This is a genomic window from Streptomyces sp. NPDC002573 (assembly GCF_042889625.1).
GTDB classification, from domain to species: Bacteria; Actinomycetota; Actinomycetes; order Streptomycetales; family Streptomycetaceae; genus Streptomyces; species Streptomyces gibsoniae.
In genome coordinates, this window is the sequence record NZ_JBIARC010000091.1 from 1 (window position 1) to 22,164 (window position 22,164).

18 protein-coding genes and 2 pseudogenes are annotated in these 22,164 nt (G+C 70.3%); 11 read left to right on the forward strand and 9 right to left on the reverse strand.

What is annotated here, in order from left to right; all coding sequences use genetic code 11:
- Positions 1-94, forward strand: a pseudogene (locus ACFYX0_RS41270) (aminotransferase class V-fold PLP-dependent enzyme); the annotation flags it as partial.
- A gap of 99 nt (positions 95-193) precedes the next feature.
- Here ACFYX0_RS41270 and ACFYX0_RS41275 read toward each other — a convergent pair.
- A complete protein-coding gene (locus ACFYX0_RS41275; RefSeq protein WP_388979358.1) occupies positions 194-2,590 on the reverse strand; it encodes a BTAD domain-containing putative transcriptional regulator in 2,397 nt (798 codons plus the stop codon).
- A gap of 613 nt (positions 2,591-3,203) precedes the next feature.
- Between ACFYX0_RS41275 and ACFYX0_RS41280 the strand changes: the two genes are divergently transcribed.
- From ACFYX0_RS41280 to ACFYX0_RS41300, 5 genes are all read left to right on the forward strand, one after another.
- Positions 3,204-4,385: an acyl-CoA dehydrogenase family protein gene (locus tag ACFYX0_RS41280; RefSeq protein WP_388979361.1), complete on the forward strand. Its 1,182-nt coding sequence runs from the start codon at positions 3,204-3,206 to the stop codon at positions 4,383-4,385.
- A gap of 81 nt (positions 4,386-4,466) precedes the next feature.
- Positions 4,467-4,868 carry a YybH family protein gene (locus tag ACFYX0_RS41285; protein WP_388979364.1) on the forward strand — a complete coding sequence of 134 codons (402 nt, stop codon included), beginning with the start codon at positions 4,467-4,469 and terminating at the stop codon, positions 4,866-4,868.
- Positions 4,869-5,111: 243 nt separating this feature from the next.
- Positions 5,112-5,279 carry a hypothetical protein gene (locus ACFYX0_RS41290; protein WP_388979366.1) on the forward strand — a complete coding sequence of 56 codons (168 nt, stop codon included), beginning with the start codon at positions 5,112-5,114 and terminating at the stop codon, positions 5,277-5,279.
- A 3-nt stretch (positions 5,280-5,282) separates the two neighbouring features.
- Complete coding sequence (locus ACFYX0_RS41295) at positions 5,283-7,079, forward strand: fatty acyl-AMP ligase (protein WP_388979369.1); 1,797 nt, start codon at positions 5,283-5,285, stop codon at positions 7,077-7,079.
- Positions 7,076-8,077 (forward strand): beta-ketoacyl-ACP synthase III, encoded by a 1,002-nt coding sequence (locus ACFYX0_RS41300; protein WP_388979371.1) that lies wholly within the window; start codon positions 7,076-7,078, stop codon positions 8,075-8,077. The genes ACFYX0_RS41295 and ACFYX0_RS41300 overlap by 4 nt, the downstream gene beginning before the upstream one ends.
- A 368-nt stretch (positions 8,078-8,445) precedes the next feature.
- On the opposite strand, the gene ACFYX0_RS41305 is transcribed toward ACFYX0_RS41300, so the two are convergent.
- The 3 genes from ACFYX0_RS41305 to ACFYX0_RS41315 form a co-directional block, all read right to left on the reverse strand.
- Positions 8,446-8,634, reverse strand: coding sequence for a hypothetical protein (locus ACFYX0_RS41305; protein WP_388979373.1), 189 nt, complete (start codon positions 8,632-8,634; stop codon positions 8,446-8,448).
- An 84-nt stretch (positions 8,635-8,718) separates the two neighbouring features.
- Complete coding sequence (locus tag ACFYX0_RS41310; RefSeq protein ID WP_388979376.1) at positions 8,719-9,903, reverse strand: acyl-CoA dehydrogenase family protein; 1,185 nt, start codon at positions 9,901-9,903, stop codon at positions 8,719-8,721.
- A 119-nt stretch (positions 9,904-10,022) separates the two neighbouring features.
- Positions 10,023-10,388 carry a ferredoxin gene (locus tag ACFYX0_RS41315; RefSeq protein WP_355914458.1) on the reverse strand — a complete coding sequence of 122 codons (366 nt, stop codon included), beginning with the start codon at positions 10,386-10,388 and terminating at the stop codon, positions 10,023-10,025.
- A gap of 97 nt (positions 10,389-10,485) precedes the next feature.
- Here ACFYX0_RS41315 and ACFYX0_RS41320 point away from each other — a divergent pair, with 97 nt between their 5' ends.
- Positions 10,486-10,827, forward strand: a complete 342-nt coding sequence (locus ACFYX0_RS41320) for a DUF6479 family protein (RefSeq protein WP_388979379.1) — start codon at positions 10,486-10,488, stop codon at positions 10,825-10,827.
- 220 nt (positions 10,828-11,047) lie between these two features.
- Here ACFYX0_RS41320 and ACFYX0_RS41325 read toward each other — a convergent pair whose 3' ends face one another.
- The gene (locus ACFYX0_RS41325; RefSeq protein WP_388979382.1) at positions 11,048-12,403 is read right to left on the reverse strand and encodes an NAD(P)/FAD-dependent oxidoreductase; all 1,356 of its coding nucleotides are present in this window, start codon (positions 12,401-12,403) and stop codon (positions 11,048-11,050) included.
- A 507-nt stretch (positions 12,404-12,910) separates the two neighbouring features.
- Here ACFYX0_RS41325 and dhaK point away from each other — a divergent pair.
- The 4 genes from dhaK to ACFYX0_RS41345 all read left to right on the forward strand — a co-directional run bounded on the left by dhaK (position 12,911) and on the right by ACFYX0_RS41345 (position 15,899).
- Complete coding sequence (gene dhaK, locus ACFYX0_RS41330; protein WP_388979385.1) at positions 12,911-13,903, forward strand: dihydroxyacetone kinase subunit DhaK; 993 nt, start codon at positions 12,911-12,913, stop codon at positions 13,901-13,903.
- Positions 13,904-13,969: 66 nt separating this feature from the next.
- On the forward strand, positions 13,970-14,569 hold the full coding sequence (gene dhaL, locus ACFYX0_RS41335) for a dihydroxyacetone kinase subunit DhaL (RefSeq protein WP_388979388.1): 600 nt from the start codon (positions 13,970-13,972) through the stop codon (positions 14,567-14,569).
- The gene (gene dhaM / locus ACFYX0_RS41340) at positions 14,562-14,978 is read left to right on the forward strand and encodes a dihydroxyacetone kinase phosphoryl donor subunit DhaM (protein WP_355914382.1); all 417 of its coding nucleotides are present in this window, start codon (positions 14,562-14,564) and stop codon (positions 14,976-14,978) included. The genes dhaL and dhaM overlap by 8 nt, the downstream gene beginning before the upstream one ends.
- Positions 14,979-15,554: 576 nt before the next feature.
- On the forward strand, positions 15,555-15,899 hold the full coding sequence (locus tag ACFYX0_RS41345; protein WP_388979391.1) for a hypothetical protein: 345 nt from the start codon (positions 15,555-15,557) through the stop codon (positions 15,897-15,899).
- 546 nt (positions 15,900-16,445) lie between these two features.
- Here ACFYX0_RS41345 and ACFYX0_RS41350 read toward each other — a convergent pair.
- The 4 genes and pseudogenes from ACFYX0_RS41350 to ACFYX0_RS41365 all read right to left on the reverse strand — a co-directional run bounded on the left by ACFYX0_RS41350 (position 16,446) and on the right by ACFYX0_RS41365 (position 21,943).
- Positions 16,446-17,984, reverse strand: a complete 1,539-nt coding sequence (locus ACFYX0_RS41350) for an FAD-binding oxidoreductase (RefSeq protein WP_388979394.1) — start codon at positions 17,982-17,984, stop codon at positions 16,446-16,448.
- A 682-nt stretch (positions 17,985-18,666) separates the two neighbouring features.
- On the reverse strand, positions 18,667-20,040 hold the full coding sequence (locus tag ACFYX0_RS41355; RefSeq protein ID WP_388979397.1) for a vanadium-dependent haloperoxidase: 1,374 nt from the start codon (positions 20,038-20,040) through the stop codon (positions 18,667-18,669).
- Between the two features lie 363 nt (positions 20,041-20,403).
- A pseudogene (locus ACFYX0_RS41360) lies at positions 20,404-20,523 on the reverse strand (NUDIX domain-containing protein); the annotation flags it as partial.
- Between the two features lie 361 nt (positions 20,524-20,884).
- Positions 20,885-21,943 carry an NAD(P)-dependent oxidoreductase gene (locus tag ACFYX0_RS41365; protein ID WP_388979404.1) on the reverse strand — a complete coding sequence of 353 codons (1,059 nt, stop codon included), beginning with the start codon at positions 21,941-21,943 and terminating at the stop codon, positions 20,885-20,887.
- Positions 21,944-22,164: the final 221 nt, after the last annotated feature.

Genomic DNA, 22,164 nt, shown 5'->3' on the forward strand with positions numbered 1-22,164 from the left:
GTCGACGATCGAGCAGACCATCACCGAGAAGACGAAGGTCATCTCGTTCGTGCTGGTTTCCAACATTCTGGGCACGGTCAATCCGGTGGAGGCGAGGGGGGGGGGGGGGGGGCCGGGGGGGGGGGGGGGGGGGGGGGGGGGGCGGGGCGCCCCCCCCCCCCCCCCCCCCCCACCACATCACTGTCGGCACCGCCTAGGTCGCGGCTCCGCACGCCCGGGGTGCGCCGAGTTGCCGGGGACGGCCCATGGCCAACAGGGTGCGCATGATGAAGCGACGGCGGCGCTCATCGGACCGTTCGCCGACGCCGACGGGCCGTGTCCCGGCCGGGGTTCCGGGTGCGGGCCGCTGCGCTTCGGTGTGCCGGGTGGCGGAGGCCATCGCGAAGTCGAAGAGGGTGTCGACCGCCGCGTCCGACAAGGGCTCCAGGGTCATCGACGTGAAGTGGTGTTTGCCGCCGCCCCAGTCCCCCCGCCGCTGGAACAGCTCCGGGCGCGCGGAGGCCACCACCAGCAGGGGGACCCCGGAGAAGTCGGCCAGGCCACTGACGAAGTCGAGCAGCGCGTTGCCCGCACGGTGCAGGTCGTCGATGACCAGGACCAACGGCCGGTCGAGCACGGTGCGTTCCAGGAAGTGCAGCCAGGCGTCCAGTTCCGACTCCGGATCCATCGGCCCGGCGGGCGCCCCCGACGGATCGATCAGCGGCGTCAGGCAGAGCAGCAGCCGGTGCGCCCGCTCCTCGCCGACCAGCCCGCGCACCGTCCGCTCCAGCTTGGCCAGCGCCACCTGGAGGCTGTCGCCGGGCTGTATCCCGCACAGGGCGGACACCAGTTCCGTCTGGAGGGCGAAGATGCTGTCCTGGCCCGACAGCGGGGTCCGGCCCACCTGGAACCGGGCCAGGTTGACCTCGTCCTGGACAACGTTGCCGAACTCGGCGAGGAACCGGGTCTTGCCGCTGCCGGCCTCGCCGAGCACCGTGACCAGATGCGGGGTCGTCCGGTGCATGGTCCGCTTCAGCAGATCGCCCAGGAGCCCCAGTTCGAAGTCGCGCTCCACGGTGGGTATCGTCGCGAGGTCCATGTAGTCGGTGCGGATGCCGAGGGCCACCCCTTCGTCCGAGTCGTGGGTGACGTACTCGATCATCGACCGGGTCCGCTCGAGGGTGCGCTCGCACACCCGGATCCCGTCGGCGGCGGCACGCGACAGCAGAGCGTGGCAGCGGTCGACCAGCGTTCCGCTGATGGTCGCCGCCGCCGCGTCGGCCGCGGTCTCGCGGTAGCGCAGGAGGGCTTCGCCGGTGGCGACCGCCGCGTGCAGGGACAGCGACGGTCTCGCGCCGTCCAACTGCGCCATGGACCCTACGGCGGTGTTGAGGCCGTCTCGGATGGCCAGGGCGCTGAGCACCGCGCGTGCCGCGTCGTCGCCCTCGTCCGACGAGTCGAACACAGCCATGGACACCGAGCCGATGGTGGCCGTCACGGAGCCGCCGAAGTGCTCGATGCTCTCCTGCATCCAGCCCGAGACGCGTTCGAGCAACTCGTCGGCGTCGGCCGTGCCCAGGCGGTAGGGGACATCCGCGGGTGCGTCGTTCGCCGCCAGCAGCTGCGCGCGCACGAACAGCACGGCCACCTGGCGGCGTTGTACGGACCCGGCCGCCGTGGCGTGCGTGCGTTCGGCGTCCCGCTCCGCCCCTGTTCGGACCGGCCGCTCTCCCTCGCCCGACGGTTCGGGAGGCGACACCTGCGCAGCCACGGGTTCCGGACCGTCCTGCGCCGGAGGCACCGGCGACGGCATGCCCTGCGGCTCACCGACGACGTGCATCACTTCGGGCAGGTTCAGCGAGGGGTCCTGGGTGAGGATCGCCTGATGGAGCAGTTGGAGTTCCCGGCCGGGTTCCAGCCCGAGGTCCTCGACCAGGGCGTGCCGCACCCGGCCGTAGACATTCAGCGCGTCGGCCTGCCGGCCGCTGCGGTACAGGGCGAGCATCAACTGCCCGCAGGAGCGCTCCCGCAGGGCGCTGTCCTCGACCATGGCCTCGAGTTCGCCGAGCACCGCGAGCTGCCGGCCGCACGCCAGTTCAGCCTCGAAGTAGTCCTCCATGACGTCCAGCCGGGAGTTCTGCACGGCGGTCAACTCGGGCCAGCTGATCCCCGCCTCGACCAGATCCGCCAGCACCGGCCCTCGCCACAGCGCCAGCGCGTCCCGCAGCAGCTGCGCCGCCGCCTGCGGCGAGCCCGCGGCGAGCTTGGCCCGCCCTTCCTCGACCACCCGCTGGAAGCGGTACAGGTCGACGTCGTCGGGGTCGACCGCGAGCCGGTAGCCGGGTGGCTGGGTCACCAGAGTCGGCCGTTCCGCGCCGTGATGTGGCGTGAGCACACGCCGCAGCCCCCATACGGCGTTCTGCAGAATCTTGCGCGCCGAGGTGGGCGCGTCCTCCACAGGCCACAGGACGTTGAGGAGCTGACTGGTCGCGACGACTCGGTTGGCCCGCAGCAGTAGATAGCCGAGCGTCGCTCGCTGCTTGGTGCCTCCTAACGCCACTTGTCGGCCCTCGTCCATCGATTCCAGAGGTCCCAGGATCCGGAATTGCACAGTTCTCCCCACGTCGTAACTGTCCAACGAATTCCGAAGGAACACCCCCGCCATGCTGTTGCCTCTCCACTTGCGTGGATCGCCCCCGCTGTGACCCTGGTCAGAGGCTTCCCTTCAGCACGTCACCGGCGAAGGCAGCGGGCGGCAAGCACGACTGGGTGAACGTATACCGATGCTAGAGGATAAGAGTTGGCAAAGGCTCACTTACAGATTTACTCATCTGTTAGGGCGGAGGGGTTCTCCAGGGTCGAAAACAGCGTTGCAGTGACGACTTGACCCTAAGCCCGGCACACGCTTTGAAGTAAGTACTTACTTTTCGGTAAGCGCCTACCGCAGAGTAAGCACCCGTCACCTCGGCACTTCGCCGTGACCTGGCCGGACAAGCGCACAGCGGGACCCGGCCGCACCCTACCCACCCCGGTGCCACCGGCAGGTAATCGGCGATCCATCGCTTCCTGACGGAAATTCAAGTTACTGAACCGTGACCACGCCCGGGACGGGCTCTGTCACGATTCCGTTCGTTCCCAAGGCGCGTCGGCCCGTCGCCTGCGCAATTCGCCGGACGGCGCCGTGCACGCGAATCCCCGTCCGTGCGATCGAGCGAGGAGCCTCAATGGCCAAAAATGGCACCGATGTCGCGTCAGTGCTGGACGCAGTGCGGAGCATCGTCCCCAAGCTCCGGGAGAACGGCCTGGAGGCCGAAAACCAACGTTGGTTGCCCGATGAAAATATCGAGCTCCTGGACAAGGCCGGGGTTTTCCGCATGGCCACGCCGCACCGCTTCGGCGGCCTCGACTTCTCCCTGGAGGACCAGTCACGGGTCCTCGCCGAGATCGCGCGCGGCTGCCCGGCCTCCAGCTGGGTCTCGATGGTGTGGGTGTCCAGTGCCTGGATGGTCACGCTCTTCTCCGAGGAACTGCAGGAGGAGGTCTTCTCCCACGGCTCCGCCCGCATCTCCGGCGGCTTCAGTCCCACGGGCGTCCTCTCCCCCGCCGAGGGCGGCTACCGCCTCAACGGCACCTGGGGATTCAACTCCGGTTGCCGGGGCGCCGAGTGGAACATGATGCTCGCCTTCGTCGAGGAGGCCGACGGGTCCCTGGTCGACGCCATCGCCTTGGTGCCGATCTCCGAGTTCACCTTCGCCGACGACTGGAACGCCTCCGCGCTGGCCGCCACCGGCAGCTCGACGGCGACCGTCAAGGACGTCTTCGTGCCGGCCCACCGCGTGGTCATCCCCGCCGAGGCGGAGGCTGCCGCGGCGGCCGGCATCGAGTTGCCCGCACCGGCCCCCGGCCGCGCGTACGGCCTCTACGGCTTCCTGTTCTCGCAGGCCGTCTCCACCTTCGTCGGCATCGCCCGCGGTGCCTACGAGCTGTTCCTCGAGCGCCTGCCGGGCCGCGGCATCAGCTACACGTCCTGGACCGAACAGACGCAGCACCCCCTCACGCAGATCCAGGTCGGCACGGCCGCCAGCAAGATCGCCGCGGCGGAGGCGCTCGCCACGGCCATGTACCGCACCCTTCAGCAGCGCGCCGACGCCGGCGAGGAACCGACGCTGGAGGAGCGGGCCGCGATCCGCGGACACAGCGCCTATGCGGTGCAACTCGCCAAGGAGGCCGTGGAGATCCTCTACAACGCAAGCGGCGCCTCGGTGATCCGGCGTGAGGTACCCCTCCAGCGCTTCCATCGCGACGTCCAGGGCCTCGCCCTGCACGGCTGGATCCTGCTCAGCTCGAACATGGAGGTCTACGGCCGCGTCCTGCTCGGCCTCGACCCCGACACACCGCTTCTGTGACCTCCCGCGCCCCGGCGGTGTCTCCGCGCCGGGAACGAGAACGAAGCCGTCGATGCCGAAAACAACGAGGAGTGATACGCCATGACTGAACCCCTCGGTTCCGTGATCCCCGAGGACCCCGACCAGCAGAACGATCTGTTCGTCCGCATCTTCAATTCGGGCGACGGCGCCCTGTACGACTCCATGTACACCGCCGACGCGATTTCCAACATCTCCGGAAGCCCGCTGTCGGCCGAAGCCCGCACCACGTTCTTCAAGGAATTCCTGAGCATCGGCCCGAAGATCAACTCCAAGGTGCTGCAGACCTACACCACCGGCGACACCTCGCTCCTCATCGTGGACTACGAGCTGGACATCCCCGAAGCGGACGGCCAGATCACCCACATGCACGGCACCTGCACCGACGTCCTGGTCCGCAACGCGGAAGGGCAGTGGCGGCTGGCCGTCGACCGTCCAGTGCCCGACCAGGAGCACGCCGCCTGACCGATCCTCGTCCCACGCTCCGGCGCCCGGTGGATTTTCCTCCGGGCGCCGGATTCTCTTGTGCATGCCGGGCCTCCTTGAACTCGTCACCCATTCCGAGACGGCGACCTCCGAGACCAGCACGATTACCGAGGCATGACCGCGCACTTGAATTCCGAATGACGCGCCGCAGTAGCGTCGTGCGGGCAGCGGAGATGCGCTGCCGCACTGCCGTTGGAACTTTTTCCGCGGAAAGGACGCGTCATGGAACCCCTTGCCCGCCCATCCGTGCCGGAACATCCGCGCCCGGTCATCCCGAGCACCCCGGAGCTGCTCGCCGCCGTGCTTGCACCGTTCTCCGCACGTCCCGCAGCCCCCACCCCGACGACATGCCCGCCCCGGGCGAGCGCCGGGCCGGACGAGGAGATCTGAGACGTGCCGACCACCGGACTCGATCCGCACGCGGACGAGGTGCACACCCTGCCCGACGCCCTGCGCGTGCGCAGTGAGAAGCAACCCGACGAAACCGCCTACGTCTTCCTGCGCGACGGCGAGGAGCCGGACGCCACGCTGACCTACCGCGAACTGCACGACGCCGCCTGCGCCCGGGCCGCGGCGTTCGGCGCGGCCGGCCTGCGCGGCGCGAACGCCGTCCTGCTGTACCCCTCCGGCCTGGAGTTCGTACGCACTCTGCTGGGTTGCATGTACGGCTCCGTGACCGCCGCCCCGGTACAGGTGCCGCGCCGCCGGGAGGGCATACGCCGGCTGCGCCGCATCGCCGACGACGCCGGCACCACAACCGTGCTGACCACCGCCGAGGTACGCGACGAGATGCACGAGCGTTTCGGTCGGTCACCCGAACTGGCCGGCCTCACCCTGCTGGCCACTGACGACCCCGGGGTCGTGCGGGACGGCGCCGCCGACCTGGCGGTCCCCGCCCCGGGCCCGGACGACATCGCGCTGCTGCAGTACACCTCCGGCTCCACCGGTGACCCCAAGGGCGTCATGGTCAGCCACGCCAACTTCCTGGCGAACGTGGCCGAGACCGATGAGCTGTGGCCGTGCGAGCCGGACGGGACGGTCGTCAACTGGCTGCCGCTCTTCCACGACATGGGCATGCTGTTCGGGGTCGTCATGCCGCTGTGGGCGGGCATCCCCTCGTATCTGATGGCCCCCGAGTCCTTCATCCGCCGCCCGGCGCGCTGGCTGGAGGCCATCGCGCGGTTCGGCGGCACCCATGCTGCGGCGCCGAGCTTCGCCTACGAGCTGTGCGCCCGCGCGGCCGCCGAGGGCAAGACGGACCAGGTCGGCGACCTCTCCCGGTGGCGGGTGGCGGCCAACGGCGCCGAGCCGGTGCGCTGGCGGACCGTCCAGGCCTTCACCGCGGCCTTCGCCCCGCACGGCTTCCGTCCCCGCGCCATGTGCCCCGGCTACGGCCTCGCCGAGAACACACTGAAGGCGACGGGCGACAGCCAGGACCGGGAGCCGACCGTCCTGTGGGTGTCGGCCGAGGCGCTGCACGAGGGCATCGTGCAGCCTACCGGCGAGGACGCCGACGACGCGCTCCCGCTCGTCAGCAGCGGCGGCACCGTCTCCGGCACCCGGGTACGGATCGTGGACCCGCGCACCCGGCGGCCCTGCCCGCCCGGCCGGGTGGGCGAGATCTGGATCAACGGCCCGTGCGTGGCCGGGGGTTACCGCGGCCGCCCACAGGAGAGCGAGACCACCTTCCGGGCCCGGGTCACGGGGGCGGACGATGCTCCCGCCGACACCTACCTGCGCGCCGGCGACCTCGGCTTCCTCCACGACGGCACGCTGTACGTCACCGGACGGCTCAAGGACGTGATCATCCGTCAGGGCCGCAACCACTACCCCCAGGACGTCGAGCTGTCGGCCGAGCGGGCCGTGCCGGGCCTGCACCCCAACTGCGCGGCCGCCTTCTCGGTGGACGACGGCGAGCGGGAGCGGCTGGTGGTGGTCGTGGAGACCGACGGCCGGGTGCTGAAGTCGCCGGGCGCGCAGGCAATCCGGGCCCGGGTGCACGACGCCGTGTACGAGGACCACCGGCTGCGTGCCGACGAGGTCCTGATCGTGCGCCGCGGTGCGCTGCCGAAGACGTCCAGCGGCAAAGTGCAGCGCCGGGCGTGCCGGGCGCGTTACGAGGCGGGCGAACTCGCCGCGTCGGCCGTGGACACGCCTCCCAAGGCCGCCGATTCCATGAGGGAGGCATGATGGCGCGGCTGCGCGTGCCCGAGCGTCGGCCCGGATCCCGCATTCTCGGCGTGGGCGTGTACCGACCGACCCGGGTGGTGAGCAACGACGAGATCTGCGCCCGCATCGATTCCAGCGACACGTGGATCCGGCGCCGTTCCGGCATCGTCAGCAGGCGCTTCGCCGGACCCGACGAGACAGTGGTCAGCATGGCCGTGGAGGCCGCCCGCAAGGCGATGGCCCAGTCCGGCACCCACCCGGGCGACGTCGGTATCGTGCTGCTGGCCACCATGTCCTTCCTGGAGCAGGCGCCCGCCGCCGCGCCTCGCGTCGCGCACCAGCTGGGCGCCCGCTCCGCCGGCAGCCTGGACATCAGCGCGGCCTGTTCGGGGTTCTGCTACGCGCTCGGGCTGGCCGACTCGCTGGTCCGCTCGGGCGACGCCCGTTCCATCGTGGTGGTCGGCTCGGAGAAGATGAGCGACATCGTCGACCCCGAGGACCGCGGCACCGCGTTCCTGTTCGGCGACGGCGCCGGAGCGGTCGTGGTCGGCCCGTCCGACACGCCCGGCATCGGACCGGTGGTGTGGGGTTCGGACGGCGAACGCCATCACCTCATCGCCCACGATCGCAGCTGGCTGGACGCCCGCCGACCGACCGCTCCCTGGCCCACACTGCGGATGGCCGGCCCCGAGGTGTTCCGCTGGGCGACCCGGATCGTGCCGGAGATCTCCCGGCAGGCGCTGGAGCGTGCGGGCCTGGGCGTCACCGACCTCGCCGCGTTCGTCCCGCACCAGGCCAACGCCCGCATCATCGACGCCGCGGCGAACTCCTTGGGGCTCGCCCCGCACACCGTGGTGGCCAGGGACGTCATCACGGCCGGCAACACCTCGGCAGCGTCGATCCCGCTCGCCCTGGACAGCCTGCTGTCCCAGGGCACCCTGTCCAGCGGCGCCCCGGCCCTGCTCGTCGGCTTCGGCGCCGGCCTGGCCCACGCCGCCCAGGTGGTGGCGCTGCCGTGACCGGCGGCGAGCGCACAGGGCCACCGGGTCCGCCGGGTTGTCCTGGCCCTGAGCCGCGGTGACCGCAGGTGATCCCGGACGTGGTCGGCGACGAGGTGAGGCCGTTCCTCGGGAAGACGGTGGCCGGCACCGTCGACCACTTCGATGCGCAGATCCTCTGCATGTGCGGTCGCGTCGCCGGGCACCGTCGACGGCGTGAACCGATCGCCGTCTCCGCCGGGCGGCAGTGTCGGCGGCGGGAGCCTGCAGCTCTCCGGACGCAGCAGCATGGGGAGGAGCTCGTGGCAGGCGATCTGGACATGAACTGCTCGCCAGCGCGCGAGGTCGGACTCGCGGTACACACCAAGACAGCTTGGCGTCTCCATCTGTCATCCCGGGTGCTGGGCAGCCGGGCCGCCTGGAACCGGCCGGCCCGCACCTGGAAGCCGGCTCAGTCGCCGGTTGAATGCGTTCATCGCCGTGGCCACCCACGCGACCGCGGAGATCTGCTCCTCGGTGAGCACGGTGGCGGCCTCCTCGTAGTCGTTGTCGCTGACGTGGCCCCGCGACACGCGCATCGGACCAGGTCGGGTCCCAGGTCAGGCCTACCGGCTGGTGCCAACCTTGCTCATGTGCCAAGTAGAACGCTTGGTCACAGGGCGCTAGCGGCGGACGCGGGGCATTCCCAGGCCGATCCAGGAGATGATCTCGCGCTGGATCTCGTTGTTCCCGCCGCCGAAGGTGAAGATCACGGCCGAGCGGTAGCCGCGTTCGAGTTCGCCGTGGAGCACGGCCCCCGCCGATCCTTCCTTCAGCGCTCCGGCGGCGGCGACGATCTCCATGAGCCAGGCGTAGGCGTCACGGCGGGCCTCGGAGCCGTAGACCTTGACGGCGGAGGCGTCCTGCGGGGTGAGTGTGCCGTCCTGGACGGCGCTCACCATCCGCCAGTTGAGCAGCTTCATCGCGTCCAGCCTGGTGTGGGTCCGGGCGAGCAGGCGCCGCGCCCAGGGCAGGTCGATCACCCGCCGGCCGTCGGTGAGCTTGGTCTCCATGGCCCAGCGTTGCACGTCGTGCAACGCGCGGATCGCCATGGTGCCGTGGGCCGCGAGAGTGACGCGCTCGTGGTTGAGCTGGTTGGTGATGAGCCGCCAGCCCTGGTTCTCCTCACCGACGCGATGGGACACGGGGACGTGGACGTTCTCGTAGTAGCTCGCGGTGGTGTCGTGCGAGGCGAGGGTGCGGATGAGGGTGCAGGAGTAGCCGGGGTCGGTGGTCGGCACCAGCAGCATCGTGATCCCCTTGTGCGGCGGGGCGACGGGATCGGTGCGCACGGCGAGCCACACCCAGTCCGCCGTGTCGCCGTTGGTGGTCCAGATCTTCTGGCCGTTGACGACGTACTCCCCGCTGCCGTCCTCCCGTACCGCGCGCGTCCTCAGGGACGCCAGGTCCGTGCCCGCGTCCGGTTCGCTGTAGCCGATCGCGAAGTCGGTCTCGCCGGAGAGGATCGCCGGCAGGAAGCGGGCCTTCTGTTCCTCCGTGCCGAACCGCATGAGGGTGGGGCCGACCGTGTTGAGCGCCATCAGCGGCAGCGGTACGCCCGCCTGCGCCGCCTCGTCGAAGAAGATGAACTGCTCCATGGCGCCCAGTCCGCGCCCACCGTACTCCTTGGGCCAGCCGACGCCGAGCCAGCCGTCGCGGCCCAGTCGGCGGATGGTGTCACGGTAGAAACGCTTCTGGGCCGCAGGGTCGCCGTGGCGGGCGTAGGCGTTGTTCGGGACGAGTTCGGCGAAGTAGCCGCGCAGTTCGGTACGCAAGCGCTGCTGCTCGGGCGTGTAGTCGAGATGCACGGCGCCTCCTGGCTCCCCAAGGCCGGGTCCTGTCGGCGCACACCGTAGAACGTGTTCCAGAAATTGGGAATGCCGGTGCACCGGCTCGCGCGACCGGTCCGACGGCTCCGACCGGTCCGTCAGCCAAGTGCCGCCAGAAAGTCCGAACAGGCCCGGGCGCACGCCCGGCAGGCCCGGGCGACCTCCTCGCCGCGGGGGGCCGTGTCGAAGACATGTGCGCCCTCCAGACAGACGGCCCGGCACCGCTCCACCTCGCCGCGGATGCGGGCCTCGTCCTGGGCTCCCTGGTCGGACAGCACCCGGCAGGTCGCGTCGCAGACCTCCGCGCACATGATGCCCTTGCGGCGCAGGAGCTCCTGGTCGTCCGGACCTTCCGTCTCCGCGAGGCTCGCGCGCAGAACGCACGCCCGCGCGCACTCGGTGCAGGCCAGCGCGCAGGCGAAGCGATCCTCCAGGAACCGGTAGACCTCCTGTTGGGATGTCATCGTCACGAAGGAGCGGGTAGCCGGTGGTGGCCCGGCCAAACCCGGTGTGCGTAGGCCGTCCGGGTTCACCGCGGGAACCGGGGGTACCCGCCGCGCCATGATTACCGTGTCGATGGACCTCGCCGTTCCCCATGGTCTGCAGTTCGGCCTCTGGCCCTTCCTGGCGGGCCTGATCGTGGTGGCGCTGCTGGTCGGCGCCTTCTGGATGGGCGTGCGCGTGCGGCGCCGGGAGCCCGCCCCGCCCCGCCCGGAGGAGCAGCCGAGGCAGCCCGAAGGAGGCCCGGTGGGCACGGTCATGGAGAACCGTGAACCCGACGAGGTGCCGAGGAGCCGTCACCGTCTCACCCCGCACGAGCTGAAGGCGCACGGCAATCTCGGATCCCGGACCAGCGCGTCGACCGGGCGTCGCCGCTGGGAGCGGGGCGGCGGCGACGTTTGAGACAGCGGGAGGCCGGACGGCCACCGCCGGACTCACCGGCTGTGGCCGTTTTGGTCCGGGGCCGAATCGGCCGTCTTGGTCCGGGGCCGAATCGCGTCCGCGCACGGACACGCGCAGGGCGCGCGGGCCGGAAACCGAAGGGCGGGCGCCCCTCCCGCGGTGGCGGGGGCGCCCCTGACGTAGTGACAGTGCCGACCGGGCGGCGCCCGGCCCCCGGCGCTCAGTCGGCCGACTTGGGCGCTGTGTGGGAGGTGATCACGTCCGGTGTGAGGTACGCTTCGGTCCGTTCGAAGTCCGCGAGCGTGGCGGGGCGGCCCGCCTGGAAGCCGGTGCGGACGAAGTCGTAGCCCGCCAGCGCGTTGAGCGTCCAGTTGGTCATGGTGCGCATACGGGCCGGAATCGTGCGCAGGGCACCGAGGTGGTAGCCGCGCGCCACGAACTCCGCGGGCGGTCCGGTCATCTCCACGCCGAGCGGCTTGGAGACGGCCTGGAGGCCGCCGAGGTCGACGACGAGGCCCATGTCCCGGTGGCGGTAGTCGGTCAGCGGGGTGCCGCGCAGCGCCGCCGCCACGTTCTTCGCAGCGGCCCAGCCCTGGCGCATCGCGTGCTGGGCGGTCGGCGGGCAGACCGCGTCGGTCCCCTTGTAGAGGTCGGGCACCGCGGCGGCGTCCCCCAGGGCGAAGACGCCGTCCAGGCCCGGCACGGTCAGATCGGGGCGGACCACCAGCCGGCCGCGGTTGGTCTCGGCGTCCAGCGTGGCGATCAGCGGACTCGCCGCCACTCCCGCCGTCCAGATGAGGGTGTGGCACGGCAGGGTGCGGCCGTCGGTGAAGGTGACTGTGTCCCGGGTGGCCTCGGCGACGGAGACCCCGAGGGAGATGTCGAGGCCGCGCCTCCTGAGGATGGTGAGGGCCCGTGCGCCCAGCCGGTCGCCGAGTTCCGGCATGAGCTTGGGCGCGATGTCGATGAGGTGCCACTTGATGAGCTCCGGGTCGAGGCCCGGGTAGCGCTTGACGGCGGCGTTGGTGAGGTGGTGCAGATAGGCGGCGGTCTCGGTACCGGCATAGCCGCCGCCGACGACCACGAACCGCAGCCGGGTCTCGCGCTCGGCCGGGTCGGAGCTGGCGGCGGCGAGGTCGAGCTGGGATATGACGTGGTCACGGACCCAGGCCGCCTCGGCGAGCGTCTTCATGCCCACCGCGTGCTCGTCGACTCCCGGAATGTTGAACTGCCGTGTCACGCTGCCGGGCGTCAGCACCAGATAGTCGTAGTGCTCGACGGTCGTCTCACCGTTGATCTTCCGCACCACGACGGCCTTGGCGGCCGGGTCGACGCCGACGGCGCCGCCGGGGATGATGACGGTACGGCGCAGCAGCCGGCGCAGGCTCACCGCGACCGACTGCGGGGTGAGGATGCCGGCCGCGACATGCGGGAGCAGCGGCAGATAGAGCTGGTGGTCGTAGGGGGTGACAAGCCTGATCGTGGCCTCGGCGGGCTTGAGGAGGCGCTCCAGTTTGCGCGCGGTCTCCATTCCGGCGAATCCACCACCGACGATCAGGATCCGGGGCACGGTCATCACAGGTCCCTCCAGGCCGAGACGTCGACGCCTGCCACGCTAGTACCCACGTCGACAACGTTCACCCCGTCGCTACGCCTGCTCCCGTCGTCGGCGCCCGCGGCCCCGCCGTCAGCGTCCGCAGCCCCGCCCTCAGGGTCCGCAGCCCCGCCCTCAGGGTCCGCAGCCCCGTTCGGCGCGAGCGGAGCGCGTCTGCGGGCGCGGGGTCCACCCCGGGTCCCGGTCGGCGGTGGTTGCCCCGGTCGGGGCCGTACGCGCCGGGGATCGCGAACTCGGCTCCGGGGCAACCCGGTTGGGTGCCACCGACACCGAGGGAGCGGGCGGCCTCCGGCTTCCGGTACGCGGCTCGGACCCGTCCCCGTACGCGGCCCCCACCCCCGTACACGCCCAAGAACGTCCACGCACGTGACCAGCGCCCCTCGAACACGGATACTGCCGACAGTGGCCCGCCGCCCAGGGCTCACGGCCACCGAGACCGAAGACTGCCAGGCACGTCAGGAGGCTCCCATGAAGATGCTGATCAACGTCCCGGAGACGGTGGTCTCGGACGCGCTGCGGGGCATGGCGGCCGCGCATCCCGAACTGACGATCGACGTGGAGAACCGGGTGATCGTACGGCGGGACGCCCCGATCCCGGGGAAGGTCGCGCTGGTCTCCGGCGGCGGCTCGGGGCACGAGCCGCTGCACGGCGGTTTTGTGGGCCCGGGCATGCTCTCGGCGGCTTGCCCCGGCGAGGTCTTCACGTCCCCGGTTCCGGACCAGATGGTGCGGGCCGCGGCGGCGGTGGACAGCGGCGCCGGTGTGCTGTTCATCGTCAAGAACTACACAGGTGACGTGCTCAACTTCGACATGGCGGCCGAGCTCGCCGAGGACGAGGGCATCCAGATCGCGAGGGTGCTGGTCAACGATGACGTCGCCGTGACCGACAGCCTCTACACGGCGGGGCGGCGCGGCACCGGTGCCACCCTGTTCGTGGAGAAGATCGCGGGGGCGGCGGCGGACGAGGGGCAGCCGCTGGAGCGTGTGCAGTCCATCGCCCGGCAGGTCAATGAGAACGCGCGCAGCTTCGGTGTCGCCCTCAGCGCGTGCACCACGCCCGCGAAGGGCAGCCCGACCTTCGATCTCCCCCCGGGCGAGCTGGAGTTGGGCATCGGAATCCATGGCGAGCCGGGACGTGAGCGGCGCGCGATGATGACCGCGCGCGAGATCGCCGACGTCTCGGTGGACGCCATCCTCGACGACATGCCGCCGCGCAACCCCGTACTGGTCCTGGTCAACGGGATGGGCGCCACCCCGCTGCTGGAGCTCTACGGCTACAACGCCGAGGTGCAGCGGGCGCTGGCCGAGCGCGGCGTCGCGGTCGCCCGCACCCTCGTCGGCAACTACGTCACCTCGCTCGACATGGCCGGCGCGTCGGTCACCCTGTGCCAGATCGACGAGGAACTGCTGCGGCTGTGGGACGCGCCGGTCAGCACGCCGGGCCTGCGCTGGGGCAGGTGATCGTCCGGCACACGGCTGCCCGGAACCGTGAGTGAGGTCAACGTCCGTACCACGCAAGGAGATCCAGTGCTCGACGCCGACTTCTTCCGCCGTTGGATGACGGCGACCGCCGCCTCCGTCGACCGCGAGGCGGAGCGACTGACCGCGCTCGACTCGCCGATCGGCGACGCCGACCACGGCAGCAATCTGCAACGCGGCTTCCGCGCGGTCGCCGCCGCCCTGGACAAGGAGGTGCCGGCCGCACCCGGCGAGGTACTCCAACTCGCGGGGAAGCAGCTGATCTCGACGGTGGGCGGCGCCTCCGGCCCGCTGTACGGGACGCTGCTGCGCCGCACCGGCAAGGCGCTCGGGGACGCGGAGGAGGTCACCGAGGAGCAGTTGACCCAGGCGCTGCGGGCGGGCGTGGACGGGGTGATGGCGCTGGGCGGCGCCGCGCCCGGCGACAAGACCATGATCGACGCCCTGGTGCCCGCGGTGGACGCGCTGGCCACCTCCTTCGACGCGGCCCGGACGGCCGCCGAGGAGGGCGCCGTCGCGACGACGCCGTTGCAGGCCCGCAAGGGCCGGGCGAGCTATCTGGGCGAGCGCAGCATCGGGCACCAGGACCCCGGTGCCACCTCCTCGGCCCTGCTGATCGCCGCACTCGCGGAGGCCGCCGGTGAGTGACACGTCCGAGAAGCTGGTCGGCATCGTGCTCGTCTCGCACAGTGCCGCCGTCGCCGAGTCGGTCGCGGACCTGGCGAAGGGGCTGGCGGGCGGCGCCACCACGGTGCCCGTCGCCCCGGCGGGCGGCACACCCGACGGCGGTCTCGGCACCAGCCCCGACCTGGTCACCGCGGCGGCCGCGGCCGTGGACCGGGGGGCCGGGGTCGCCGTGCTCGCGGACCTGGGCAGTGCCGTGCTCACCGTGAAGGCGCTGCTGGCCGAGGGCGACGAGCTCCCCGAGAACACCCGGCTGGTGGACGCCCCCTTCGTGGAGGGCGCGGTCGCGGCGGTCGTCACGGCGTCGACGGGCGCGGATCTGGCGGCGGTGGAGGCGGCGGCCACGGAGGCCTACGGGTACCGAAAGGAGTGACGAGCCCGACTGACCCCAGGGCCTGATGACCCCAAGGTCTGATGCAAGCAGGCGCCCATGATGCGGCCGAGCGCCGGGACCGGACGGGGGCCCGGCACTCGGCCGACTCGTCGGCGCGGTATCAGCGACGACAGCGAACTGCGCCGACGGCACGAACTCCCCTGCAAGAGCAGGTAAGTTCATGCCGCTTCTGGGTCAAGCATACGTATGCCGGCCCGGCCGCGGTGAACGGGCAATCGAGTCGGCGTGACGGGCCCGTCAACCTAGTCCACCTTCAGGTCGAAGAAGGCGACTTCCGTACCTTCGCGGCGAGACGGCGCCTGGTTCACAGACGGACCGGATAGGACAGGGCGAGCTGGAAGAAGTACCGATCCACCGGGCCCGGCTCGCCGGGTGTGCAGTGGCGACATCGGTGCTCGTGCTCACGTCCTGCACCTCTGGCAACGGGAGGACAAGGCCGGAAGCTCGTCGCAGTCGTCTACGCCGGGCAAGCCGACAACGACAACCGACCCCCGGCAGTGGCAGCGCTCAGCAGTCGTTCACACCGGCGAACACCGGCCCAAAGTCCACGGTGGCGTGCGCACCACAGTGTCGATCAACTTCGCGGTCTTCGGCGGTGGCATCAAGAACTTCCGCACGATGACGCTGACCGATTCCACGGTGGAGGAGAACAGCGCCGTGTCCGCGACCACCGATGGTGACGGTATCCACAACAGCGGCAGGATGACGTTGTCCGACTCCCTGGTGACGCGGAACGCCGCAGGCGAAACCGGCGGCGGCATCTTCAACGACAGCGGTTTCAGCGGCAGCGTCCGCCTGAGAGGGACGCGGGTGGTCAACAACATCCCGAACAACTGCGCAGCGGCAGGCTCCGTACCCGGCTGCACGGGCGGCACAGGCGGCGGAAACGGGGGCGGTTGAGGCGGTGGTTGGGGCGGCCGCGGCTGACCGGCCTGTGTCGGATCGGGACCCACGCGGCTCGCGGCACGACAACCGTTGCTCCACCCTCAGCGCCACGTAGTAGTTGCCCGGGACGGCGATCCGCTTTCCGACCAGACTACGAACAAGCGCTGATACCTCCCCCTGTAAGACCTCGCCAACTCGGTCACCGCCTGCTCCGCCGGCGCCGTCGGAAACGATCAAGCCGTTCCCGTTCCGACCTGGGACGGAATGACGTCGGCGTCTGGTGGGCGGTGGGCTGGTTCCCTCGCTACCGCTCCACGCCGACGAGAACGAGGACGAGTTTGGCCGGCCCATCGGCCACGGCCGAGGATCCGTCGACCGCACTGGCCACTGCCGGCCGGGAAGGAGACTGCACGCACCCCGGCCGCTGACTTCGGCACATTGTCGAAGAGCCGACCGGTCTGCATTTCCGCCAGCCCAACTGGGGTCCGCGCAGGGCAGCGGCCGGCAGCGCCCGCCGTACTCGTCCCTGTCGGCAGGGAATACGGTGTCGATTTGAGAGCGTCAGGTGCCGATTCCCTGTGGATAGCTGAAGAAGTCGGTCGGATCGTACTTCCGCTTCACCCTGACCAGTCGGTCGTAGTTCGCGCCGTAGTAAGCCCGCCGCCAGTCCTTCAGCGTCGGATCCGGGAAATTCTGATACGACTGCTCAGGAGGCGTGTTACCGAAGATGTCGTAGTAGAACTCACGGTGCCAGCGCAGATTCGCGGTCTCGACGTGGGGCGGATCGTAGTCTGCCCAGGAGGTCTCGGCAGCGAAGATGAACACGGCGTTTCGGTGCACGAACGCGGTCGCATTCGGCACCACCTGGTTGATCTCGCCGCCGAGGGCGAACATCGCGAACCCGGCCCCGTCCTCGTTACCGCTGCCCGGCCACTCCAGCAGTTTCTCGGCGGCGGCGCCGATCTGCTTGTCGGTCAGGAGCGTGCGGGACGTGAGAACCGCCGACTTGGCGGCGAACTGGTCGACCGGTGTGGTGGCGCTCAGCAGCACGCTCGCCTGACCGGGAGTGACCTCGCGGACGGACTCGTTGTTGCGGGCGCGCTCCTCGGCCGTGCCGATGGCAAGCAGCGGAGCCAGGATGGCGCGCAACTCCCCAAGGTCGCCGTAGAACTGGCCGATGGCGTTGACGTTGGCATTGGCCCGGATCTGGTCCCTGGCAAGCCCGTGGGTTCCGATGCCGACGCGAAGGTGGAACCGCTTGTCGTCCAGGGTGTTCACGGCGATCCGCTGCGCGGCGGCCATCACCGGCACCACGGAGTCCAGGCTCCAGCGCAACTGGTAGAAGCCCACGTTGCCTTGGAACTGCTCGTACTGGAACGTGAAGGAGGTGTTGACACCGAAGTTGTTCCCCGCCCCGCCTCGGCAGGCCCAGAACAGGTCAGCATGCGAGTCCTGACTGGCCTCCACCACGCGGCCGTCGGCGAGCACCACGGTCGTCGAGACCAGCCGATCACAGGTCAGCCCGAACATCTTGTCGCTGAAGCCGATGCCGCCGCCGAGCACCAGTCCGGCCACCCCGACCGTGGGGCAGCGGCCGGTCGGCACGAACTTCCCCTGGTTCTCCAGCAGCGGGTGCAGGTCGCCATTGGTGACCCCAGCTCCCACGGTGACCGTACCGGCGCCATGGGTGACCTTGATCGGCCCGTAGGTCCGGGTCCGGGAGCGGGCGCCCGGCAGCGGGGTGACGGCGATGCTTTTCATCCGGGCCATGTTGAGCAGCAGGCCAGTGGTGCTGGAGTACCCGGCGTAGTTGTGGCCCAGCCCGGAGCGGGGCACGGCGGGCAGCCCCACCGCGCGGGCCCAGCGGACCGCCGCGCGGACATCCCTGGTGGTAGCGCACGCGACAATTCCAGCGGGGTGGATCCCGGCGTAGCGGTGGTTGAACGGGAGCGCCAGCGGCGGGTAGTTGGAATCCCTTGGCCGGTAGAGCGTGGAACGCGATGACAGCGCGTCGGCCAGCCGCTTCCAGTCCCGGGGGCCGACCCGCTCCGCCACCTCGGTGGGTGACGCAGCGGCGGGTGGTGCCTGCAAACCCACCATCCCCGTCCCCAAAGCACCCAGTGTGCCTACCCGCACTACGTCCCGCCTGTTGATCACAGTGGCTGCCCCTCACGAGAAACGCCCCCAAGGCACGATCGCCTCCCTGTGAAGTCAACCGATCGCCGGCCGGCACAGCCGCACAACAGGCTCCGCCCACGGGTCCGCAACCCCAAAGAGTGTCCGGCGTAGGGCCGAATGGGCCGCACCCCACAAGCGCACCAGGTCGAGCGGGGAAACCGCGGTGGAAGCAACCGCCGCCCAGCAATGCCGCGACTGCCCCGCCGGAGCGTGATGCACACCGGCCACAGCGCCCAGTACACGAGCCGGGCATCCGCAGGCGCCCGCCTCCGAGCAGGCGTGATCCAGAGCATGAGCGCCGTGGGCAGTTCGGTGGACGATGCGCTCGCCGAGTCCTTCGACGCGACCTGCGAGCGGGAAACGCTCCAGGGCCGCAGTGTCCGGGCCGACGAGCGCGAAGCCCGCCTTGACCTGTTCCGCGACTGCACCGCTACAACACCTGACACCGCCACTCCAGCCTCGGACAACGCAGCCCCATCGCCTACGAGACCGCGCTCGACACACCTTCAACCACAGTCCGGGAGGCAGAGGCTCGTCAGGCTCGGCCGGTCCGGAGCGGTGCAGTCGCCCCTCCACATCCGCAGGTGTGCGCCAGGGTGTCGTTTCAATGGTGATGCGGACGGCCCCATCGCGTCGGCAGCAGCGCGTTGGCGAACACGTAGTCGCCAACGTTGGTACCGATCATGTTCCCGTCCTCGGCGTCCCAGCGGAAGTGCACGCCCAGCCAGAGCCGACTCAGCTTGCCCTCCTCGGCGACCTGGCTGAAGTTGGCCATCTTGCGGTACGCCTCGATGGTGTGCGGGTCCTCGGAGTGTGCGATGAACGAGACGTTGTCACGACCGAAGAAGTGCTTCATCGCGCTTGCCCACGCCGCCGTGAAGTTGGCGTGCCCGGAGGTCCAGGCGGGGAAGCACGGGCTGAACGGTGCCCCGGAGCGGTCCGCGCTGAGAGGCTGCCAGTTCGCGTTCGGGCCGCCCGTCGCCTGGATCGCGGACACCGGGCGCCACAGTGTGATCGGGGTGTCGAACTTGGAGTCCCAGGCCGCGATCCCGGCATCCGCCAACGACAGCGCCGACAGCGCGAACAAGTGGGTGGTCTGGTACGTGTCGAGCCTGAACTTCTTGGCGACGATCCCGGTCAGCTCGAGCATCTGCCCCGGGGGGTGGTAGGTGCCGTCCAGGTCATGGTCCCAGAACCAGCCGATGACGGTCTGCTCGAAGGTGCGCTCGGTGGAGTCGACGGCACCGACCCGACGCGCCTCGTCGCGCTGGGCCGCGTACTCCGGGCTGGCCACCAGATCGGCGTAGGAAGTGAAGCCTCGCAGGGTGGGAGGCCGGAACTGCGAGCCGGAGCGCAGCACGAACGGCCTCACCTTGCCCCAGTTCGGGGTCACCGCGTCGCTCGGCTGCTTGCAGTCCATCTCACCCGTCGGCCGCCAGGCCCCAGGTGTGGTGGTGTCGCCGCTGTAGGTCGCAGGGTTGGCCGAACCGTCGCCCGCCCGGGCTTTGTTGATCTGCCTCAACACCCGGTCGACCACCAGGCGGTCGAGGGGGTCGTAGGAGTAGGGGGAGCGGCCGGTCCGGGCCCTGTACCGGGCGTTGATGTAGGCCTGATCGCCCGGGTACAGCTGCGAGATCATCCGGTACGCCGTGCGGTCGATCAGCCGCTCCTCCTCGTCCCGACGCGGCCGCGAGTGTTTCCCGGCATACTTCAGCGGCCGGTTGAGGTACGGCTCGTACTTCAGGGTTCCGTACGTGTACTGATAGGCGCTCTCCGCATTGTAGATCGCCGCGAAGACCATCGCCCCGGACCTGGAGAGTTTGCCGGGCGAGGCGTCCCAGCCCCGCGCATTGCGGAACGTCTGGAGCAGGACCCTGTTCCAGTACTGCGTCGGATCGTCTTTGCGCCCTGTCGCGGCGGCGGCCTGCGGCGCACCGGCCGCGACCGGACTCAGCCCGGCGAGCAGGGCACCGGCCACGACGACGGCCCGTAGCCGCCCCAGGCGTCCGCCGGAACGGGATTGCAGGCGTGGGAGGACGGACCTCGCAGCCGACTGGTGGCCATGATTGGGCTCGCGAGCCACGGCATTCCTTTCGACGTCGCTGATCGACAGCGGCAGCGTAATGTCGGATATGTCGGCACAAGGAACAGCCACGCCGATATTCCGTGCGCTTCATATGACTTCAGGATTTACGTGGAAATGCCCAGCCGGTCATGATTGACAGTTGACTGAGCCGTGATCGCGCAGGCGTGACGAGGTGTCACTCGTGCGAGCGACTTCCGGATCCACCGAACGGTGGCTGTCCGACACTGACTCCGTGGAGAAAGAGCGTGCGAGCGCCCAGCCCACCGCGAGCAGCCGCCCGGGCTCGCGGTCGAGACCGATCTCCTCGGCCGTCTCGCGGCGAGCGCCCTGGTGCGGCGTCTCCCGGTCGTCGGGCTCGATGGTGCCGCCCGGAAGCATGCCGTCGGCAGCTGACTTCTGGTCCCTATCCCTGCCGGAGGTCGACCGGGCTTCTTGCCTCTCGGCAACAGCGCCCGAACCTGTGGATCAGAAGGTCCCTGACTTCCATGTTCCGTGTGTCGTGCTCGGCCTCGTTGACCGCGGCTGGGTGCAGGTACACCGCGTGGCGCCTGGACGGCGCCGGATGGACAGCGCGGGGCGGCGTACAGCGCGTCGATCCCCCATCTCCCTGGCCGGTGCCATCATCACCGTTCGCTGCCTCGATCGACGTGCCTGGGCCCTCTACCGCTGGGACACCCGTCCGAGAAGCGCGCGCATCCGATGACCTACTGCCCGACGCTCTCGGAGCGTTGGAGCGTCAGACGGTCACCACGGGCACACCGTCCGGGCGGCCGGCGAGCAAGGCTGCGATGTGGTCCGCGCACCGGATGGCCGCCGTGGCCATGGCACCCTTGGTCATCCCGGCGACATGCGGGGTCAGCAGGGCGTTCGACAGACCGAAGAGCGGCGAGGCGAAGGCGGCGTGCTCGTGCTCGAACGTGTCGACAGCTGCCGCCGCGAGCGGGTGTGCCGCGTCGCGCAGCGCGTCGGCCAGCGCCTGTTCGTCGACGACCCCGCCCCGGGCGGTGTTCAGCAGGATCGATCCCGGCCGCATCACCGCCAGCTCCGCGCGACCGATCATTCCCCGGGTCTGCGCGGTGAGCGGAACGTGCAGGGAGACCACGTCACTGGTGGCGAGCAGAGCGTTGAGGGACGTGGCCCGGGGCACCGAGGTCTCGGCCGGGCGCCGCGCGAGGCCCTGGACCGGCATGCCCAGGGCGGTGGCCCGTTCGGCCAGCGCCAGGCCGATCTGCCCCAACCCGACGATGCCCAACGTCAGTGCTGACAACTCCACAGCGGGGGCAGCCGGTGCGCTCCAGCGGCCCTGATGCGCAGCCTCATTGTGCGCCGGAAGATTCCGGGTCAGGGCGAGGAGCTGGGCCAGGGCGAACTCGGCGACCGCGTTCGCATTGGAGCCCGGAGTGTGGGTGACGACGACGCCGTGGCGGGCGGCGGCGGCCAGGTCCACATGGTCAGTGCCCGCCCCGGCCCGACCGACCACCCGGAGCCGGTTGGCCAGTGCGGGGTCGGTGGCCGCAGCGAGGAAGGCGGCGGGCAGCGGGACGCCCGCGCGGGACTTGACCGCGTGATAGCCGATCCCATCCCGAATGGTCTCAGCGATCAGCGTCGGCTCGTCGAACGCGTCGAAATCGGTGAAGTTCACCTGGCCGGCCCAGGCGCTCCGCGCCCCGGCCTTGTCGGCCACCCGCCGCAGGTTCAGCGTGACGGCCAGTCCGTTGCCGAGCAGATGCGCCAACTCCCGGTCGAGCAGCTCGCCAGGAGCCGCGTCCAGCAATAGGACCCGCGCCAGCTCCATTTGATGATCCCCCCTCACCAGGACGGAGCATACTGAGCACCAGGAGCTGGTTGCGAGATACCCCTGACCGGCCACACATCGGTACTACTGCCCTGCTCGATCCCACGCCTACTGGCGGAGCCTCTAAGCTTCGTTTTTAACCCCTGCCCGTGGTCGGCTCGAAGAGCTGGCCACGGGTTTCGTCGTTGTCCGGACAGCAAGGCGGCCTCTGATTGATCATG

Excerpts from the sequence above, each read along its gene's own strand:
- ACFYX0_RS41300 (WP_388979371.1), top strand. The coding sequence starts at position 7,076 with ATGATGGCGCGGCTGCGCGTGCCCGAGCGTCGGCCCGGATCCCGCATT.
- ACFYX0_RS41290 (WP_388979366.1), top strand. The coding sequence starts at position 5,112 with ATGGAACCCCTTGCCCGCCCATCCGTGCCGGAACATCCGCGCCCGGTC.
- ACFYX0_RS41305 (WP_388979373.1), bottom strand. The coding sequence starts at position 8,634 with ATGCGCGTGTCGCGGGGCCACGTCAGCGACAACGACTACGAGGAGGCC.
- ACFYX0_RS41285 (WP_388979364.1), top strand. The coding sequence starts at position 4,467 with ATGACTGAACCCCTCGGTTCCGTGATCCCCGAGGACCCCGACCAGCAG.
- ACFYX0_RS41325 (WP_388979382.1), bottom strand. The coding sequence starts at position 12,403 with ATGACCGTGCCCCGGATCCTGATCGTCGGTGGTGGATTCGCCGGAATG.
- ACFYX0_RS41350 (WP_388979394.1), bottom strand. The coding sequence starts at position 17,984 with ATGGTGGGTTTGCAGGCACCACCCGCCGCTGCGTCACCCACCGAGGTG.
- ACFYX0_RS41365 (WP_388979404.1), bottom strand. The coding sequence starts at position 21,943 with ATGGAGCTGGCGCGGGTCCTATTGCTGGACGCGGCTCCTGGCGAGCTG.
- ACFYX0_RS41315 (WP_355914458.1), bottom strand. The coding sequence starts at position 10,388 with ATGACATCCCAACAGGAGGTCTACCGGTTCCTGGAGGATCGCTTCGCC.
- ACFYX0_RS41320 (WP_388979379.1), top strand. The coding sequence starts at position 10,486 with ATGATTACCGTGTCGATGGACCTCGCCGTTCCCCATGGTCTGCAGTTC.
- dhaK (WP_388979385.1), top strand. The coding sequence starts at position 12,911 with ATGAAGATGCTGATCAACGTCCCGGAGACGGTGGTCTCGGACGCGCTG.
- ACFYX0_RS41280 (WP_388979361.1), top strand. The coding sequence starts at position 3,204 with ATGGCCAAAAATGGCACCGATGTCGCGTCAGTGCTGGACGCAGTGCGG.